At 61.6% G+C, this 18,583-nt stretch carries 14 protein-coding genes; 7 read left to right on the forward strand and 7 right to left on the reverse strand.

Features of this window, described 5'->3' with window-relative positions:
- Positions 1 to 4: 4 nt before the first annotated feature.
- Positions 5 to 1,324 carry an efflux RND transporter periplasmic adaptor subunit gene (locus NF685_RS07880; protein ID WP_252849207.1) on the reverse strand — a complete coding sequence of 440 codons (1,320 nt, stop codon included), beginning with the start codon at positions 1,322 to 1,324 and terminating at the stop codon, positions 5 to 7.
- 265 nt (positions 1,325 to 1,589) lie between these two features.
- On the opposite strand from NF685_RS07880, the gene NF685_RS07885 reads away from it, so the two are divergent.
- From NF685_RS07885 to NF685_RS07900, 4 genes are all read left to right on the forward strand, one after another.
- A complete protein-coding gene (locus NF685_RS07885) occupies positions 1,590 to 1,883 on the forward strand; it encodes a CsbD family protein (protein WP_222546872.1) in 294 nt (97 codons plus the stop codon).
- A 195-nt stretch (positions 1,884 to 2,078) separates the two neighbouring features.
- The gene (locus NF685_RS07890) at positions 2,079 to 2,720 is read left to right on the forward strand and encodes a ribonuclease HII (protein WP_252849208.1); all 642 of its coding nucleotides are present in this window, start codon (positions 2,079 to 2,081) and stop codon (positions 2,718 to 2,720) included.
- A complete protein-coding gene (locus NF685_RS07895) occupies positions 2,720 to 3,808 on the forward strand; it encodes a site-specific DNA-methyltransferase (protein WP_373317793.1) in 1,089 nt (362 codons plus the stop codon). Before NF685_RS07890 ends, NF685_RS07895 begins: the two co-directional genes overlap by 1 nt.
- A 314-nt stretch (positions 3,809 to 4,122) precedes the next feature.
- Positions 4,123 to 6,303: a beta-glucosidase family protein gene (locus tag NF685_RS07900; protein ID WP_252849209.1), complete on the forward strand. Its 2,181-nt coding sequence runs from the start codon at positions 4,123 to 4,125 to the stop codon at positions 6,301 to 6,303.
- A 198-nt stretch (positions 6,304 to 6,501) separates the two neighbouring features.
- On the opposite strand, the gene NF685_RS07905 is transcribed toward NF685_RS07900, so the two are convergent.
- From NF685_RS07905 to NF685_RS07925, 5 genes are all read right to left on the reverse strand, one after another.
- Positions 6,502 to 7,092 carry an ankyrin repeat domain-containing protein gene (locus NF685_RS07905; protein WP_252849251.1) on the reverse strand — a complete coding sequence of 197 codons (591 nt, stop codon included), beginning with the start codon at positions 7,090 to 7,092 and terminating at the stop codon, positions 6,502 to 6,504.
- An 87-nt stretch (positions 7,093 to 7,179) separates the two neighbouring features.
- On the reverse strand, positions 7,180 to 9,240 hold the full coding sequence (locus tag NF685_RS07910) for a VWA domain-containing protein (RefSeq protein ID WP_252849210.1): 2,061 nt from the start codon (positions 9,238 to 9,240) through the stop codon (positions 7,180 to 7,182).
- Positions 9,237 to 11,984 carry a DUF4159 domain-containing protein gene (locus NF685_RS07915; RefSeq protein WP_252849211.1) on the reverse strand — a complete coding sequence of 916 codons (2,748 nt, stop codon included), beginning with the start codon at positions 11,982 to 11,984 and terminating at the stop codon, positions 9,237 to 9,239. Before NF685_RS07915 ends, NF685_RS07910 begins: the two co-directional genes overlap by 4 nt.
- Complete coding sequence (locus NF685_RS07920; protein ID WP_252849212.1) at positions 11,981 to 12,928, reverse strand: DUF58 domain-containing protein; 948 nt, start codon at positions 12,926 to 12,928, stop codon at positions 11,981 to 11,983. Before NF685_RS07920 ends, NF685_RS07915 begins: the two co-directional genes overlap by 4 nt.
- Positions 12,929 to 12,930: 2 nt before the next feature.
- Positions 12,931 to 13,944, reverse strand: coding sequence for an AAA family ATPase (locus tag NF685_RS07925; protein ID WP_252849213.1), 1,014 nt, complete (start codon positions 13,942 to 13,944; stop codon positions 12,931 to 12,933).
- A 174-nt stretch (positions 13,945 to 14,118) separates the two neighbouring features.
- Here NF685_RS07925 and NF685_RS07930 point away from each other — a divergent pair, with 174 nt between their 5' ends.
- From NF685_RS07930 to NF685_RS07940, 3 genes are all read left to right on the forward strand, one after another.
- Complete coding sequence (locus NF685_RS07930; protein WP_252849214.1) at positions 14,119 to 14,721, forward strand: DUF1285 domain-containing protein; 603 nt, start codon at positions 14,119 to 14,121, stop codon at positions 14,719 to 14,721.
- Between the two features lie 37 nt (positions 14,722 to 14,758).
- Complete coding sequence (locus NF685_RS07935; protein ID WP_252849215.1) at positions 14,759 to 16,096, forward strand: CCA tRNA nucleotidyltransferase; 1,338 nt, start codon at positions 14,759 to 14,761, stop codon at positions 16,094 to 16,096.
- Between the two features lie 81 nt (positions 16,097 to 16,177).
- The gene (locus NF685_RS07940) at positions 16,178 to 17,968 is read left to right on the forward strand and encodes an ABC transporter ATP-binding protein (protein WP_252849252.1); all 1,791 of its coding nucleotides are present in this window, start codon (positions 16,178 to 16,180) and stop codon (positions 17,966 to 17,968) included.
- Positions 17,969 to 18,093: 125 nt separating this feature from the next.
- Here NF685_RS07940 and NF685_RS07945 read toward each other — a convergent pair whose 3' ends face one another.
- A complete protein-coding gene (locus tag NF685_RS07945; RefSeq protein WP_222546883.1) occupies positions 18,094 to 18,579 on the reverse strand; it encodes an RNA pyrophosphohydrolase in 486 nt (161 codons plus the stop codon).
- Positions 18,580 to 18,583 lie beyond the last annotated feature (4 nt).

Consider the following 18,583-nt stretch of genomic DNA (forward strand, 5'->3'; position numbering starts at 1 on the left):
GGGCTTACTGCGCTGGCTTGGCGGCAGGGGCGGGCGGTGCAGCGGGCGTGTTGGAGGCATCGCCCTTGTTCCCGTTATCCGATGCGTTATCGGCTGGGATGCTCACCTTGGCGCCGGGACGCAGATGATTGGTGCCGTCCGTCACCACGCGCTCGCCCAGCTTGAGCCCGGTCTTGATGACCGTCACGTCATGGCTGGCAATGCCGGTCGTGACGTTGCGCACCTCGACCGTATTGTCATCCTTCACGACATAGACGAACTGGCCATCGGGGCCTGTCTGGAGCGCGTTGGACGAGAGCAGGATCACATCATGCAGCGTATCGACAAGCAGGCGCGCATTGACGAACTGGTTCGGGAACAGATGTTCGTCTTCGTTGCTGAAAATCGCACGCATGCGCACTGTGCCGGTTGCGGTATCGATCTGGCTGTCCAGCGCCTTGACTGTGCCTGAAGCGATCTTGTTCAGGTTTGCGCTGTCCCAGGCCTCGACAGGAAGCTGGCCGACCGCGCGCAGCCGATCCACTACCTGCGGCAGCTGATCCTGCGGCAGGGTAAAGATGACCGAGATCGGCTGCATCTGCGTCAGGATTGTCAGGCCGCCCGACTGCCCCGCTGTGAAGTAATTGCCCATGTCAACGGCGCGAATACCCACGCGACCGTCTACCGGAGCGATGATATGGCAGTAATAAAGGTTCAGGCGTGCGTTATCGACATTGGCCTGGTCGAGTTTCACCGTGCCTTCAAGCTGCTGGACCTTGTATTGCGCATCGATGGCCGTCATGGCGGCGATCGAGTTCTGCTTGATCAGCTTGTCGTAGCGGCCTGCGTTGATCCTGGCATCGGCCAGCTGGGCCTGATCCTGTTTAAGCGTGCCCAGCTGCTGTTCGAGCGCGACCTGATAGGGGCGCGGGTCGATCAGGACGAGCTCGTCACCTGCCTTGACGTGCTGCCCTTCCTTGAAGGCAACGTTCATGATGTAGCCGCTCACACGCGCCTGAACGGTCACGTTGGTGATCGGCACGACCGTGCCGAGCTCTGTCAGGATCTCAGGCATATCGCCGGTTTTGACAACGGCCACCGCGACAGGCGTCGCATCGCTGTTGCGCTGCGCGCCTGTGCCATTGTGGTGACTGCCATGGCCGCCATGGCGCGTGGCGGAGTGCGGACGCAGGAAGGCGACAGCAAGAAGCAGAACGATCACACCGCCGATAATGAAGGCCAGACGCCTCTTGCGGCGCGGCTTGCCCGGCGGGGGCGAGGCAGAAGCGTGGGGCGCAGCATGGCGCGCAGGCTGGGTCCGGTCGGGGCCCGTCTGGTCAGTCATTTCTTCTCGTCTTCCATCACCCAAAACCAGAGGGGGTCACATGCGCCGTCTGGTGTCTGAGACATACGTTATTTGAGGCCGTCCTGTCATGACGTCAGCTAAATTCTAGTTCAATGACGAAACAATTCACAATAACCCACGTTACATCCCGCTGGTTTCGCGCTCATGAATTATGCGGAAATGTCGAGGAAACCGTTTTGCTTATGCGCCGTTCGTCCTATCGTCACGGATGTTTTCAAGTCCGTTTGGTGAAAGGATTATGACAATGACCGATGCAGTAGAAAAAAAGGGCGAGGGCCTGCTCGATGAAGCCAAGGGCCGTCTCAAGGACGCTGCTGGCGGTCTGACGGGTGATTCCAAGCTTCAGGCAGAGGGCAAGATCGATCAGCTCTCCGGCATGGCCCAGCAGGAATTCGCCGATCTGTATGACGATGCAGAGACGACGCTCGAAAAGGCTACAGCCTTCGTTCAGGATCGTCCGCTGATCTCGCTCAGTGTTGCGATCCTCGTCGGTACTATTCTCGGTGCGCTGTTCTTCGGTCGCTCCAAAAAGAAGTAAGACCAGTACAGAACGAGAACTGGAGGGGGATCACAGCGATGTGGTCCCCTTTCTTCGTATTGACATCATAAAAAAGTTTATTGGACGTGTCGCAGGGCTTTACAGCGCGATTCGGGTGATTCAAAAGCGATTCGTACGACTGTGCGACTCGGGCAGTCTGTTCTGTTTTCACTGCCAGGGAATTTGCAACCGCGTATGCCTGACTATTCTCTCGAATCTGCCAATGGGGCACCGGAAAAGAGGGTGGTCGGTCTCGATGAGGTGGGCCGCGGCCCACTTGCCGGGCCCGTTATCGCGGCAGCGCTGGTGTTTCTCACCCCGCCCGATGAGGCCCTGTCTTCCCTGATCGACGATTCAAAGCGTCTGACCGTGAAAAAACGCGAGGCGGCCTATGCAGCGCTGATGGCTGCGCCCTCAGTGCGTATCGGGCTCGGTGCGGCATCGGTCGCTGAAATCGAAAAGCTCAATATCGGCAAGGCGTGTCATCTCGCGATGCAGCGCGCTTTGCATCATCTTGACGTCGAGCCCGATCTGGCTCTTGTCGATGGCAATCGCCTGTTTGCCATGCCGTGTCCGGCAATTGCCATCGTGGGCGGCGATAGAAAGAGCCTGTCGATCGCGGGTGCCTCGATCATTGCCAAGGTCAAACGCGACCGGCTGATGACACGGCTTTCCGAGCGTCACGTTTCCTATGGCTGGGAAAAGAATGCCGGGTACGGCACGGCCCTGCATATGGCCGGTCTGACAAAGGCCGGGGTTACCCCCCATCATCGACGCGATTTTGCCCCCATACGCGCCCGTCTGTCAGGCGCACACCATTCGGCCGGAGCCATATGATGCAGGATTTTCCCCTCGATCAGATCCTGTGTGGTGAATGCATCGATACGATGCGTGGACTGCCCGATGCGAGCATCGACTGCATTTTTGCCGACCCGCCATACAATCTTCAGCTTCGTGGCGAGCTGCGTCGGCCGGATGAAAGCGTGGTCGATGGTGTCGACGATGCATGGGACAAATTTGCCGATTACGCGACCTATGACAGTTTTACCCGCGAATGGCTGGCGGAGGCGCGTCGCCTTCTGACGAAGGACGGCACGATCTGGGTGATCGGGTCCTATCACAATGTATTCCGCCTTGGCGCCATCATGCAGGATCTGGGGTTCTGGATCCTCAACGATATTGTCTGGCGCAAGGCAAACCCGATGCCCAATTTCCGTGGTCGTCGCTTTACCAACGCGCATGAAACGCTGATCTGGGCTGCACGCGGTCCTGAGAGCAAATATCGCTTCAACTATCAGGCGATGAAGGCACTCAACGACGACATGCAGATGCGCAGCGACTGGTATCTGCCGCTCTGCACCGGCAATGAGCGTCTGCGCAATGCCCATGGTCTCAAGCTTCACCCGACGCAGAAACCCGAGAGCCTGCTGCATCGCGTACTTATCGCCTCGACCGTGGTCGATGATATCGTGCTCGACCCGTTCTCCGGGAGCGGTACGACAGCGGCTATGGCCAAGCGTCTGGGCCGTCGTTTCATCGGGATCGAGCGCCATCCCGATTATATCGAGGCGGCGCGTGCGCGCGTTGCTGCGGAGACACGTCTCTCCGACGATCAGCTCGCCATCACCCCGGCAAAGCGCGAAATGCCACGCGTGCCCTTCGGCAGCTTCGTCGAGCAGGGCGCCCTGCCAGCGGGCACCGTCTTGTTCGATCGTCAGCGCCGTGTCAGCGCGACAGTCATGCCCGATGGCAGCCTTGTTTCGGGCTCTCATCGCGGCTCCATTCACAAGATGGGCGCGATCCTGACGAACGCGCCATCCTGCAACGGCTGGACGTTCTGGTATTTCGAGCGCGAGGGCGAAGTCCTGCAGATCGACATCCTGCGTACCGAACAGGCTCAGGCCCCGTTGCGCAACGTGGGCTGAAGGCAGTTCGCCCGCCCCCCTGTATTCTGCCGGACAGGTCCGGTTTCTGTCGCTGCCCTGATCGGTAGTCGAACGATCCGGGAGCCAGTACAAAGTCATATCGGCAGGGCCACGCTCTGGGCTTCTGGGTCATGACAGTCAATTGACAAAGTATTTCGCGCTTCTGTGATGAAGCACTTGCGCAGGTTCTGCGCGTTCCGTCTGCAAGCTCGCAGGCGAATGCTTCATTGCGGCCGGTTTATCCCCGGCAGGACCGCATATCGTATCGTTCTACCGGCGAGTGTCCGCTGATTTTCGCAAGGCAGATACCGATCATGGACAAGACTGACGCCTACAAGAATATCCCCTGGCTCGACCCTGCGCGTGATCCGGACGATCGCGCAAGGGAGGCCACGCAGGCGATGACACGCGAGCAGAAACTGTCATGGGTGTCGGGCCCGATGGCAATACCGGCGCAGGGGAAGGAGAAGCCCGAAGGTGCGATCGGTTCGGCCGGATATTTCCCGGCTATGCCGGAGCTTGGAATTCCTGCCCAGCAGCAAAGCGATGCGAGTCTTGGAATAGGTAATCTCGCCAATGTCCGACCCGGCGACACGGCGACGGCACTGCCATCATCCCTGATGCTGGGCGCGTCTTTCGATCCGGAACTGGCGCGCGAAACAGGACGTGTCGTCGGACGGGAGGCGCATGCAAAAGGGTTCAACGTGGTTCTGGGGGGCGGGGCCAATCTTCTGCGCGAGCCACGCGGTGGGCGCATTTTCGAATATATCTCTGAAGATCCGCTTCTGACCGGACATATTGCAGGCGGTTCGGTTGCCGGCATCCAGTCGCAGAATGTCGTCTCGACGATCAAGCATTATGCCATCAATCCGGAGGAAACCGGGCGTGTCATGATCAGCTCGGATATCGACGAGAACGCCTTGCGTGAGAGCGATCTTCTGGCTTTCGAGATTGCCATCGAGCTTGGCAAGCCGGGCGCCGTCATGCCGGGCTATAATCTCGTGAATGGCACCTGGGCCTCTGAAAATGCTTTTCTGCTGAACGATGTCCTGCGTCGCGACTGGGGGTATCGTGGTTGGGCCATGTCCGACTGGGGGGCGACACATAGCACGGTCAAGGCGATCCTCTCAGGGCTCGATGTGCAGTCCGGTGCCAATATCGACCCGGCGCCGTTCTTCGCCGCGCCGCTGGAGGCGGCAATTGAAGGGGGTGAGGTTCCCGAGAAATGTCTCGATCGCGCGATAGAGCGCCAGCTACGCAGTCTGTTTGCAACGGGGGCCATCGATAATCCTGCCCGACCCGGGGGAGATATCGACTATGCGGCCCATAAGTGTATCGCCCAGCGTGCAGCAGAAGGCGGGATCGTTCTGCTGCGCAACGAGGAAGGGCTTCTGCCGCTCGCATCAGGCAGGCAGACCATACTGGTTGTGGGTGCCCATGCCGATCGGGGCGTCCTTTCAGGCGGAGGATCGTCTTCGGTGACGCCTGAAGGAAGTCTGAAGCTAGAAGGAGCCAGTTTCGCCGGACTCTCTCTGGAGAAAGTCTATCATCCTTCATCGCCACTTCATGCGATCCGCATGGCAGTGCCCGACGCCGAGGTATCGTACGACGATGGCACCGATCCGGATCGCGCCGTCAGGCTGGCGGCCACGGTCGATACGGTGATCTTTTTTGCCGAACTCTGGCGAAGCGAGGGGCAGGATATACAGGGTCTTTCCCTGCCGGATGAGCAGGATGCGCTGATCGCACGTATCGCGTCGTCGAACAGGCGCACGGTCGTGGTGCTCGAAACCGGCGGTCCCGTCCTGATGCCATGGCGGGACGATGTCCCCGCCATACTCAATGCATTCTACGCCGGATCCGGCGGTGGAGAGGCTATTGCGAGCATTCTTTTCGGAATAGTGAACCCTTCGGGCCGTCTGCCATTTACGATTCCGCTGAGCGAAAGCGATCTTCCAAGACCCGGGCAGATCGATCCGGAGACGGTCATTTCGAATCCGGGTCAGCCTGTCGACAAGCCAGTCGTCCATCGTGACTACACGATAGAAGGGGCCGATACGGGGTATCGCTGGTTTTCAAGGCAGGGGCGACCGGTTGCTTATCCTTTCGGCTACGGTCTGAGCTATACGCGTTTCGATTACGGAATGCTGGAAGTCGATGCCGAGGCGCTGATCGCGTGTGTCGCGGTAACCAATACCGGCCCGGTACGTGGGGCCGAAGTGGTGCAGATCTATGCACGGCACGAGGGCGATACATCGTTTCAGCCGCGGCTTGTCGGGTTTGCCAAGCTCGACCTCATGCCCGGACAGACCATGAGGGCGACGATCAAGCTGGAGCCGCGTTTGTTTGCCCATGTGCAGGAGGCGAGCTGGGTTCGTCAGGCCGGTGCGTATCGTATCGATGCCAGACGCGATGCCTTAACACCGCTCGTGGCAGCCACAGTGACCCTGCCCGAGTGGACGCGCAGCTTACGCCACGATCAGCCAATCTACTGAGGAAAGGCCTGAAACGGCCCGGACCGGCGGTGTATGGCATAGTCCTTCCGGCCCGACAGTGCAGTCAGGCCGGTTTTGCCATCAGGCATTAGTAAGAATCTGGGCGCGGTGCTCGCTCAGGAAGGATAACCCGGTCCAGCAGATTTGCCGGACCGGCATATGGCAGAACCGTTCAAGACCCTGTCGTCAGGACCGGTTCTAGCCGCCGAAACCCAGAAATCCGATATCCGGCTGCGGGTGGCCGCCAGAGACATCGTAACGGGGTTTGGAGGCGACAGCCATGGCCGCAGCATTGCGACGGCCCTTGCCCTTGATCGTCAGATGGCCGTTGCCCTTGGTATCGGTTTCGATGCTGGAATGGGTCGTCTCGGTAGCGATGCGGTTATCCGTATCGTAGGTGCGCATCGACAACAGCAGGAACATGATATCCTTGCGGTTCAGATCGATGGCCATATCCAGAGGCGTCTGGAACAGGACGTTTTTCGCACTCATATCGGCACCGCGGTTGAGCGCTTCTTTCGCGGCGTTCAGCGAGCCGCGATTGATGGCATCGAAAAGCGCCTCGGTGGGGTTGAGGTCCACACTGGCGTGTCCGGCATCCTGCTCCTGTGAATCGGCGCCCGGCAGTGCCGACGGCGGCGCAGCGGCTTTTGCTGCACGACGGGCCTCTGCCTTCTTCTGGGCTTCCTCGGCTTCCTGTTCGGCTTCCGCATCATCGGCAGACTGCGCATGAGCAGCATGCCAGGGCACGAAGAAAACCGGCGACGCAGCAAGAGCTGCTGTCAGCATCAGCGGGAAGAATCTTGGGACATTCATGTGACGTCTCGGATGGCGCATGGTTTGACTATAAAGGATCGTTAACACGCTGGCGACTCCCTATCGGCGGCGAAGCCGGCCTTCACGCCACCAGCCCAGAAAAAGAAGGACGAGCACGCCAACCAGTGCGAGCCAGGATGGACAGAGTGCGGTCAGTCGGCTCGATGAGGCAACAGGAACGAGCTGACGCGGAAAGCCGATCCAGCCCGATCCGGTGCTGGGGCCCGAGACGATCTGCCTGATCTGCGGGATGGCGCTCGCCTGATCTATCCAGCGCAGCGAACCGTGCGACTGGCTTGCGAGAGGAACAAGGATGCTCGATGTCGCACGCAGATCCGAATACTCCATCGGGTTGCGCGATGCCTCGGCAGCCGTGGCCATCAGATTGTCTTGCCGGACAGTCCACAGGCCTTCCATCCCATTCGTCGAAACGCTGGCTGCAAAAACGCCATGGCCCTCAGGGTGAAGCGCGACTTTCGCGATATGGCCATCGGGCGATGTCACGAGCGCCGGGGCATCGAGACGCTCCGTATTGCTGTGGCGCTCGATATGCAGGCTGTTATCTGCGATTGCCGCGCGCAGCCGGTTTTCCTCCAGATCGGGCTCTTTCATCAGCCAGTGCGACAGCCGTTTCAGCAGCTCTGCCTGCGGACCGCCTCCGCCCTCGCCACGCGACCAGAGCCAGAGCTGGTCGGACAGAAGAAGGGCGACGCGACCTTTCTGGACCTTGTCCAGAACCAGAAGAGGCTGCTGTCCGGGACCGTTGAGCAGGGCCGTACCATGAACATGATCCGACCCCAGGGCGCGGTACCAGGGGCCCCAGGGCTGCGGCAGGCCGGCAGTGACAGGATGGCGTCTGCCCGCTTCTGTAAGCTGGGGTACGAAACGCTCGTCGATGACCCCGCTACTCGGCACATGGGCAGGCAGGATATCGGCCAGGGGCGTGTCCTGCAGCGTACCGTCCTCGGTGAATTCCGGACCGGCCGTCAGCAGCAGGCCACCGCCCTCGCGCACGTAATCGGCAATATTGGCGAGATAATCCTGAGGCAGAATTCCCGCATTGTGGAATCCGTCGAGGATGATGAGATCGAACTGCTTGATCCGGTCCTGGAACAGCTCCTTGATCGGGAACGGAATCAGGGCGAGATCGGAAAGCGGTGTGCCATCGTCCTTGTCGGGCGGCCGCAGAATGGTGAAATGCACGAGATCGACCGAGGGGTCGGCCTTGAGCAGGCGCCTCCAGACGCGCTCTCCCTGATTGGGTGTGCCCGATACGAGCAGCACTTTCAGCCTGTCGCGCACGCCGTTGATACGTACGAGCGCATTGTTGTTGCGCGTGCTGACTTCACCTGCGAGCGGCCCGGCCGTCAGGGTCACGAGCATTTCACCGGGGCGACGGACCGGCACGCTGATATCGACCGGTTCGCCTGACAGCGCGTCGATGGTGCGTGGCGGCTCTTCACCCTGATTGAGCGTCAACGTGACAGGCTGTTTCGCACGCGCGCCCAGATCGTCCACGACGACCCGTATGGTGGCCTCCTTGCCGACAAGCGCATAGGGCGGGGCCTGCAATACGCGCAGACGACGGTCCGTTTCCTCACCCTTGCCGGTCAGCAGGACATGGAGCGGCAGGGTCTTGCCGTCACGCGTGAAGATACGGGGCAGGGCAGAAGGCGTGTCATGCACCATGCCATCGGTCACCATGATGGCACCGCTGAAACGTCCCGGTGGAAAATCGGCCTGATCGATGGCATCGAACAAACGTGTGCCGTGACCTCCACCGCCCTGTACCGTGAGCGTATGCAGGGTCAGCCCCGGCAGGTCATGGGCCGATTGCTGCAGGCGCGAGGCGATTTTCTCGGCTGTGTCCAGACGGTTGCGCAGTGCCATCGAGGGGGAATGATCGACGACGAGCAGAACATCCTGAGGAGAGGGTTCGAAGAACGGGCGGCTCAGACGCGGCCCGCTCAGCCATAGCAGAACGAGCAGGAGGGCCAGAACGCGCGCCACGCTGCCCGGTGCGCGACGCAGTATGGCATAGGCACCCAGAACCGCGACGAGCGCTGCAGACGCTTCGAGCATCCAGAGAGGAACGAGCGGCATGAAGGTAAGATGGCTCATTGTTCCATCCTCTTCAGGAGTTCGGGAACGCGCATCTGGTCGGCCTTGTAATTGCCGGTCAGGGCATAGAGCAGAAGATTGACGCCAAAGCGATAGGCCTGCGTACGCTGGTCTTCGCCACCGGGGATGACGGCATAGGGCGTATTGCCCTGCGCATCCATGGCCCAGGCATGGGCCCAGTCCCCTGCGCCGATAATGATCGGGCTGACATCGTCATTGCTGTCGTCGCCACTGCGCGCCACCCAGACGGGCAGGCCCTGAACGCGACCGGGGAAGTCGTGCAGGAGATAGAAGCTGTGGGCGAGCACATGGTGATCGTCGAGCTTCGAGAGCGGCGGTACGACCAGACCCGCCGTTGCACGCCGGAGTGCGGACCGCATCTGCCCTTCATCCTGCGTGGACAGGTCGGAGCCGACCCCCTGGGTGTCGAGCATCAAGATGCCGCCATGCGCCATGAAGCTGTTCAGCGCGGCAGAGCGCTTCGCATCTTCCTGCACATCGTCGGTGATCGGCCAGTAGATCAGCGGGTAAAAGGCCAGATCGTCCTTGCCTGGCACCAGGCCATCCGGATGACCCATAACGGCCGATGAACGATCGGTGGCGTAATTGGACAGGCCTTGCAGGCCCTCTTTCGAGGCCTGGTCGATATCGTCATGTCCGGTCAGGATATAGCCCAGCCGCGTTTCGAGTGCAGCACCGGGCACGATGCCATGCGTGACCGCTTTGGGGGCCGATCCTTCATCTTCATCCTGCGCTCTGGCCTGTGCGAGCGGGTAGAGAGTGACGAGAGCGACAAGCGCGATCATGGTGATGCGCCCGAGCAGTCCGCGCAGCCAGAGAGCGATCAGGAAATCCGCAATCAGGATCAGGAAGCCCGCTCCGACAAGCAAGGGCGCCAGAGCGCGGTCCGGCGAGACACGATCAGGCGTCAGGCTTTTGCCCAGAAGCGGCTCGGGCATGAGGGCTGGCAGATGACCGCCAAGATTGAAAGCCTTGCGCGCCAGATGAGGCCCGTAATAGCCGGGCGGGTGCTGCACATCGGGCATGGTCGTCGCCAGTGCACGCGCCAGAATCGGCCGGGCGGCTTCAGGCGGCGCAACGAGCTGGCCATGAGCGTCGAGCATGGAGAAGGGAGCGAGCTGACGGGCCGCATTATCGGTCTGCTGACCCATCGAACGATCGACAAGGCGCTCGAGCATGGCCGGAAAGAGACCTGATAATGGCAGGCTCGACCAGTCTGCCGTGCCTGTCACATGAAACAGGACGAGCTCTCCCTGACCGAAGGCGCTGGCTGTCACCAGAGGCGTGCCATCGCTCAGACGGGCCCAGACATGCGTACCCAGATCGGATGTCGGTTCTGCAAGCACCTGACGTGTGACCGTGACCTCTTTCGGCAGGGCAAGGCCGTTGAAGGGAGAGTGCTCGGCAAAATCCGACAGAACCTGTGGTTTGCCCCAGGACATGGGGCCGCCAAGCTGCCTCATGCCGTTCATCAGGGGCACAGGCAGAAGCGTTTTGCCCATGTCGTGCTGCGCGGCCTGCGGATCAGAGGCAAGAACGGGACCAGCGAAGCGGATGAGCACGCCGCCATGGCGCACCCAGTCGGCCACAAGATGACGTGTCGCTTCATCGCCCAGTGTTCCGTCGGTTGCCACGAGAACAGAGAGCTTCTGTTTGAGAAGCGCCGGGAGAGGACCGCGATGGAGCTCACCGACGCCCTTGATAGCCTGAGCAAGGAAAAAACCCTGGCCTGTAAGGGGCGTGTCCTGTGTGCCCGGTGTGACCAGACCGACAGGATGACGGTGCTCGCCTTCATCCAGCAGGGCAATGGCGGAGGGACCGGGCAGGGGCGCCGCATCGTCCTCGAGAACGATTCTGGCGGCACGGTTGCGCAGCAGGGGCGGTAAGGGAATATCGGTCAGGTGATTTGCGCTGTCCGAGAGCGGTACGACGGTGAGCGTTCCACCATTCTCTGCTCTCACACGCAGTTTCAGTGGGCGAGCCGGGCAGGGCAGACCGCTTGCCGTGACAGAAAGGGCGGAATTGTCCCCTTCATGGGCGGCGAGCAGCACCGTATCGCAACCGGGCCAGCGCATATCGCGTATGCCAGCCCCGAATCCGGTAATCGCTTGCCTGAGCGCAGTGTCCGCCCCGGTCGCCACGCCATCGGAAAGAAACACGAGAACGGGCAGGACGTCGTTCGATGCCGTATGCGACAGCGTGTCGAGAATATGGGCTGTACTGAGGCGATCGGACGGCCATGAATGGGGTGAAAGCCCCAGCAGGCGTTCTTCGAAACGGGCGCGATCCTTCGTCGTGAAGGGGGCTGCCATGCTGCCATCCGGATCGGGAGCGGACAGAACGAGCGTGACGGCATGACCGGCGCGAAAGCGCTGTTCCGCAAGGCTGCGTGCGGCGCGCAGTCTCTCCTGCCAGTGCGGGACGGCGGCCCAGCCATTATCGAGTGTCAGAACCAGATCGCGATCGATCCCGGTTGTGACGCTGCGCCCGAGCCAGATTGGCTGGGCAAGACCGAGCACCAGCAGGGTAACGGCCAGCAGGCGCAGAACCAGCAGCCACAGGGGCGAGCGCGCGGTATCGGATCGCCCGGGAACGAGACGGCGGAGAATTTCGAGGGAGGGGTAGCTCTGGGTTTTCGGTGGTGGCGGTGTCGCCTTGACCAGCCAGTACAGGAGCGGCAGCGCGGCGAGGCCGAAGAGCGCAAGGGGAGAGAGGAAAATCATGAATGCAGCTTTCCCCCGCTGAGGCGCGCATAAAGGGACAGCAGGGCAGGCATCAGGGGCTGATCGGTATGATGAACTGTAAAGCCCGCACGATGAGCCCGGGCGAGTGCCGTCATCTGTGCAAGATGAGCATGCATTTCGCGTTCGTAGGAATCTCTCAGTGTCTCGACCGCAGGAAGGACGAGCGACGCCTCGTTTTCCAGGCTGTCGAAGGCGATGCGGCCTGCATAGGGCAGGTTACGCTCCGCCGGGTCCAGAATGCAGAACAGTTCGGTACGCGTCGGACGGGCAGCGATATCGCGCAGCAGACGCTCAAGGATTTCCGGTGGAAAAAGGAAATCGCTGACAAGCACGAGTTGCCCGAAAGGGCGTAGCGCATCCAGTTGCGGCAGTGGGTCGGCCCGACCGGATAGCAGGTTCTGGGCAAGACGCGGCAGGGAATGGGGCCCACTGAGCGAACGCCCCTGCTCCAGGCCGTTGAGCAGCGCAACACGCTCGCCCCCATGAAGGGCGGCCGCTGCCACGGCAAGCGTTGCCAATCGCGCCTGACTGCGCTTTTCCGGAAGGTCCGCGCGCGAACGCCAGACCATGGAGGGGGACGGATCGCACCAGAGGGAGAGAAGCTGCGCGCCCTCAGCCTCGCGTTCGCGCACCCAGAGCTGGTCGCTGCGTGCCGACTGACGCCAGTCGATGCGATGGGCGGGCTCATGATCGTGAGCGGGGCGGTACTGCCAGAAATCCTCACCCGCACCGGCACGATGCTGGTGGTGAAGGCCGGTGCGCAACTGTCTGCCGATACGGTCGGCTTCATCGACCAGCGAAGGCAGGAGAGCTTCCGCCTGAGGAACGAGCGTACCGATCGCATCGTCCGGCCCCGCACCCGGGCGGGACGACGCCGTGGTGGCATGACCCCGACGTCGCCACTTCGAGAAAAAACCACTCACGGTCAGAGAAGTGCCTCGACAGCCGAGGCGATGAGGGTTTCGACACGCATCCCCGAAGCACGCGCCGAGAAGCTCAGCGCCATGCGATGCGCCAGAACCGGTTCTGCCAGCTCGGCAAGATCGTCCAGGCTTGGCGTCAGGCGGCCGTCGAGCAGCGCCTGTGCGCGACAGCTGAGCATGAGTGCCTGAGCCGCGCGCGGTCCGGGGCCGTATAACAGCGCATCGGCAATCTCAGGCTTATAGGCTGTCTCGGGGCGCAGGCCGCGCACGAGGGTCAGAATGGCCTCGACCACCTTCTCCCCAACCGGAAGGCGCCGCACAAGCGCCTGTGCGTCGATCAGTGCCTGCGGTGAGAGGAGAACCGGTACTGGCGCAACAGCCGCCCCCGTGGTCTGGAGCAGCATGTCCCGTTCGGCATCGCGTTCGGGAAAGCCCAGGGAAATGCGCAGCATAAACCGGTCGAGTTGCGCCTCGGGCAGAGGATAGGTGCCTTCCTGCTCGATCGGGTTCTGTGTGGCCAGAACATGGAAAGGCCGGGGCAGCGGATGATTGGTGCCTGCCTGCGCCACTTCGTATTCCTGCATGGCCTGGAGCAGCGCCGATTGCGTGCGCGGGCTGGCGCGATTGATTTCATCTGCGAGCAGGAGCTGCGTGAAGATCGGGCCTTTCACGAAGCGGAAAAAACGCCTGCCGTTCTCGTCTTCATCCAGAATATCGCTGCCGGTAATATCGGAGGGCATGAGATCGGGCGTGAACTGGACGCGTCGCGTATCCAGCCCCAGCACGCGTGCTGCCGTACTGACAAGCAGGGTCTTTCCCAGGCCGGGAGCACCGATCAAAAGCGCGTGACCGCCCGAGAGGATCGTGACCAGCAGTCGGTCGATCACATCGCGCTGCCCAAGCACGACCTGACCGATTGCGCCCCGGACAGCACCGAGTTGCGCCGTCAGACGCTCCGCGAGGGCGAGGTCTGCCTGAGGATCGGCGGAGAAGGAAGAAAGATCATTCTGGCTCATATTTGCCAATCTGCCAGTTCCGGGGGTTTCATCAAGCCATAAGACGACCCAACTTGCAGCATGAGACCACTTTTTGGACCGCGAGCGGAGAGAGCGTTGAGGGACGGTGTGACAAATCAGGCGTCAGGCTGCGCAGAGCGGCTCACGACACAGGAAGTCGATTGCCGGACCGGGATGACCGACAGGTCCCCGCATCATGACCTGCTGCATCATGAGGGCGTCGATGGAAGTGGCTTGCCGGACGCTGGGGAAGCAGGACAGCCGCCAAGAGCCCTGCCTTTCGTCATCAAGCGGGATGGAACCTGGCTTTATCGCGGGTCGCCCGTACGGCGAAAGGAAATGCTGTGCCTGTTCGGATCGATGCTGACCCGCGATGCGCAAGGGGCATTCTGGTTGCGTACCCCGACTGAATCCGGTGTCATTCAGGTCGAGGATGCGCCATTTATCGTGCGTGAACTCGATTTTCGGGGCGTGTGCGGGCGTCAGCAGAATCTGTGCCTGCGCACCAATATGGACGAGCTTCTTTGCGTGGGCCCTTCTCATCCGCTGATCGTCGACTGGGACCGACCGCCCTGCGAGGATTGCGCCGCCATTCCCTATGTGCAGGTGCGTCGTGGGGAAGGCGACCAGCCTATCCTCGCGCGGCTTTCACGCCCGGTCTATTACGAGCTGGTGGCTCTCGCCGTACCGGGCCATGTTGGCTGTAGGCCCTGTATGGGCGTATGGAGCCACAACCAGTTTTTTCCGCTCGCGCCGATGCCCGCCCTTCAGGACTGAGGTCAGGCGCGCTGCCCTCGTTCTTGCCGGGACCGCCGTGACCATTCTCGACCGACTGACCGACCGCAAGGGTCTGGAGCGCCTGTGGACGATCTTGCCTCATTCACGGCTCGTCGGCGGCTCCGTTCGCGATCTTCTTCTTGCGAACGGGCATGCGGCAGGGGAGCAGATTCATGATCTCGATCTTGCCACGCCCGAACCCCCGGAAGACGTACAGGCGAAACTGAGCGGCGCCGGAATCAAAACCATCCCGACCGGATTGTCGCACGGCACGGTGACCGCGGTGATCGATCGTATTCCTTTCGAGATTACCACGCTGCGACGCGACGTCTCGACAGATGGGCGCCATGCGCAGGTCGTCTGGACGAACGACTGGGCAGAAGATGCGGCGCGGCGCGACTTTACGATCAATGCCATGTCCTGCGATCGCCACGGGGCGATCCATGACTATTTCAACGGACAAGACGATCTGGCGTCGCATCGCGTGCGCTTTGTCGGCGAGGCAGGCAGGCGTATCGAGGAAGATGCCCTGCGTATTCTGAGGTTTTTTCGCTTCGATGCCCGTTTTGGTACGGATCGTCCGGATGAAGAAGCGATGGCCGCAATCATGTCGCATGCCGACCTGATCGACGGGCTTTCGGCGGAGCGTCTGGCAAGCGAGATGCTTCGTATCCTTGAAGGACCAAACCTCATTCGCACCCTGCTTCTGATGAAGCAGGCGGATATTCTTGAGCGTATCGTCCCCCATTCCCGGATTGCGCGTCTCGAACGGGCACTTGCTTATGGCGTGCCTTCCGATGGGACGCTGCGTCTCGGCCTTTTAAGCGATGCGCCAGATCTGGCAGAAAAGCTGCGTCTGTCCGGCAAGCAGGCCCAGCGACTGGCCGGCATGAAACCGCCACGCAAGGGTAAGGCAGAGGTGAAGGCAGGTGCGGGTGAAAGTGCCTGCGTCGGATATCCCGTGCTTTTCCCCGGACTTGACGAGACGGCACTACGTGTCCTGCTTTCCGGCCATACGCGTCAGGCACTTGTCGATCGCAGCTGGTACGAACAGGCAATGGCGACCGATGGAGCGCAACCCGACGCAGAACAGGTCGATGCGTCATGCTCTGGCGGAATGCGACAAGACAGCGATGCGCGACCTTCTGACTGGAACGATCTGCGTGAGCGGCTTGAGGCGATGGAAATGCCGGTTTTTCCGCTCGCCGGGCGTGACGTGATCGGGGCAGGCGTTCCTGCGGGCCCGAAAGTGGGGGCGGTGCTCTCCGGGCTGGTCGCCTGGTGGCGTGCGCAGGGCTGTCGTCCCGACCGGGTGGCCTGCCTTGCAGCCCTGAAAGAACAGCTGCCTCTTTTCGAGCGTGACGGGGGGCGGTAAACGGCAGGAATGAAAACAGCCCAGTCCGCCACATCCTTGCCCTTGCGTCGTATCGACCCTCAGGGCGCGCAGGGGCGTCAGATGCTTTTTCGTATCTGGCGCGAGGAAGTGCGCCAGCATGTCGGGCGTCTGACCGCCGTCGTGGTTCTGACGGTTCTGACTGCGGGGCTGACGGCGCTCTATCCACTGGTGATCAAACGCGCGGTCGATATGTTCGCCGAGCACGATCCGCGCATCCTGTATCAGGTTCCGGCGCTTGTCATACTGGTGACAGGGCTCAAGGCTGCCACGCAATACGGGCAGACACTCTCTGTGCAGGGGCTCGTGCTGGCTGTGATACGCGGGCTGCAGTCGCGCATGTTCTCGCATGCGCTGAACACCGATATTGCGCGTATCGAGAAAGAGGCCCCAGCCCAGTGGGCGGCGCGCTTTACCACGGATGCCGTGTCGATACGCGAAGCCATGATCCGTGCGGTCAATGCGCTGGGCGATGTGGTGACGGTGGTCGGCCTCGTGGCATCCATGGTCTATACAGACTGGGAACTGAGCCTGATTGCGCTCGTGCTTTATCCGATCGCGGCATTGCCGATCCAGAAGCTCGGCAAGCGTGTCCGTCGTGCTTCGGGTGGTATGCAGGAGCAGATCGGTGAGACCGCAACCCTGCTCAACGAGAGCTTTGCTCTGGCGAGACAGGTGCGCGTGTATCGTATGGAAGAAAGCGAGGCGAAGCGTGTCGACGGGTCTCTCGACCTGTTGCACAATGCCTTCTGGCGTATTTCGCGTGGGCGTGCCCGTGTCGACCCCGTTCTTGAAGTGCTGGGTGGGACAGCCATTGCGGCCGTGCTGGGTTTTGCCGGCTGGCGTGCTGCCATGGGTGGAGCGACACTGGGCGATTTCACAGCCTTTATCGCGGCACTATTCGCCGCTTCGCGCCCTTTGCGTGCCCTCGGGTCGCTTAATGCTGCTTTGCAGGAAGGGCTGGGCGGTCTGGAGCGCGTGTTTTCCGTGATCGACGAGCCACCCGCCGTGGCAGAGCGCAAGGACGCCCGCGGTCTGCCTCCCGGTCATGGCCGTCTGGTTTTCGATCAGGTCGGGTTCGTTTATCCGGATGGGCGCGCCGGATTGCGTGCCCTGAGTTTCGATGTGCGTCCGGGCTGGACGGTCGCGCTTGTCGGGCCCTCGGGGGCTGGCAAATCCACGGCGCTGTCACTGATACCGCGCCTGCACGATGTGACGACAGGCGGCATTCTGCTCGATGGCGTCGATCTGCGCGATCTCAGACTGGCCGATCTGCGTGATTCGATTGCCTATGTCAGTCAGGATACGACGCTGTTCGACATGTCCGTGCTTGAGAATATCCGTATCGGTCGCCCCACTGCCAGCCGTGCCGAGGTTGAGGATGCCGCTCTCGCTGCGGCCGTCGACTTTGCCGATACGCTGCCGCAGGGGCTGGATACGCGTGTAGGGCCGGGTGGGCAGCGTCTCTCGGGTGGGCAGAGGCAGCGTGTGGCGCTGGCGCGTGCCCTGTTGCGCGATCCCCGCCTTCTTCTGCTGGACGAGGCCACCAGTGCGCTGGATTCCGAAAGCGAGGCCAAGGTGCAGGCCACGCTGGCCGATCTTCGACGCGATCGTACGACGATCATCGTGGCACATCGTCTCTCGACCGTGAAAAGCGCCGATCTGATTATCGTCATGAGCGAAGGCGCAGCCGTCGAACTTGGCACCCATGCAGAGCTTCAGGCCCAGGGCGGCCTCTATGCCCGTCTGGTGCGTAACCAGTCGCTCGATCTCGATCCCGTTCCTGTCGCGCCGATGCCCCGAGAGACATCAGACGAGACGGCGACCGGGGAACTGCGCGTCACGACGCCGTAATCCAGTCACGTGGGCGGGGGCGTTTGAAAGCCCACAGGAGCGTTTGTGAGAACGTCCGCGCAGGAACGCTCTGTCAGGCTTCGGCGTGATCCGGAACCGGGACAGGCCGTGCCTTGCTCGCGGCCTCAGAGCGGCGGTGCAAGAGCCGAGAGCGTCGGCAGGATCTGCTCGTAAAGCGGGCGTTTGAAGCCAAGATTATAGCGCGTGATCTCGCCGGGGCGTACCCATTCCCAACGGTCGAACTCGGCAGGTTCGCTACCGTCGCCGGCAAGATCGATGGCGTCATCGCTTTCGACCATGCGCATGGCAAACCAGCGCTGCGTCTGACCGCGATACCGGCCATGAAGTGCCTTGCCGATCAGGTGAGCGGGCAGATCGTAGGAGAGCCATCCGGGATAGCTGCCGAGCATATCGGCATGGCGCAGTCCTGTTTCCTCGCGTAATTCGCGCAAGGCGGCTTCTTCAGGCGTTTCATTGTCATCAATGCCACCCTGAGGGCATTGCCAGACATCGCGAAGATCGGTGCGTCTGGCGAGAAAAAGCGCGCCTTCACGGTTGAACAGCATGATGCCGACATTGGGGCGATAGGGGAGTGAGTCCGGATCGATCATGGTA

The sequence above is a fragment of the Asaia lannensis NBRC 102526 genome, from assembly GCF_024054035.1.
In the GTDB taxonomy this organism is placed as follows: domain Bacteria; phylum Pseudomonadota; class Alphaproteobacteria; order Acetobacterales; family Acetobacteraceae; genus Asaia; species Asaia lannensis.

Coding starts and splice junctions, on each gene's coding strand:
- NF685_RS07900 (WP_252849209.1), top strand. CDS start 4,123: ATGGACAAGACTGACGCCTACAAGAATATCCCCTGGCTCGACCCTGCG.
- NF685_RS07910 (WP_252849210.1), bottom strand. CDS start 9,240: ATGAGCCATCTTACCTTCATGCCGCTCGTTCCTCTCTGGATGCTCGAA.
- NF685_RS07945 (WP_222546883.1), bottom strand. CDS start 18,579: ATGATCGATCCGGACTCACTCCCCTATCGCCCCAATGTCGGCATCATG.
- NF685_RS07880 (WP_252849207.1), bottom strand. CDS start 1,324: ATGACTGACCAGACGGGCCCCGACCGGACCCAGCCTGCGCGCCATGCT.
- NF685_RS07925 (WP_252849213.1), bottom strand. CDS start 13,944: ATGAGCCAGAATGATCTTTCTTCCTTCTCCGCCGATCCTCAGGCAGAC.
- NF685_RS07885 (WP_222546872.1), top strand. CDS start 1,590: ATGACCGATGCAGTAGAAAAAAAGGGCGAGGGCCTGCTCGATGAAGCC.
- NF685_RS07890 (WP_252849208.1), top strand. CDS start 2,079: ATGCCTGACTATTCTCTCGAATCTGCCAATGGGGCACCGGAAAAGAGG.
- NF685_RS07895 (WP_373317793.1), top strand. CDS start 2,720: ATGCAGGATTTTCCCCTCGATCAGATCCTGTGTGGTGAATGCATCGAT.
- NF685_RS07905 (WP_252849251.1), bottom strand. CDS start 7,092: ATGCTGACAGCAGCTCTTGCTGCGTCGCCGGTTTTCTTCGTGCCCTGG.
- NF685_RS07930 (WP_252849214.1), top strand. CDS start 14,119: ATGACCGACAGGTCCCCGCATCATGACCTGCTGCATCATGAGGGCGTC.
- NF685_RS07940 (WP_252849252.1), top strand. CDS start 16,178: ATGCTTTTTCGTATCTGGCGCGAGGAAGTGCGCCAGCATGTCGGGCGT.
- NF685_RS07915 (WP_252849211.1), bottom strand. CDS start 11,984: ATGATTTTCCTCTCTCCCCTTGCGCTCTTCGGCCTCGCCGCGCTGCCG.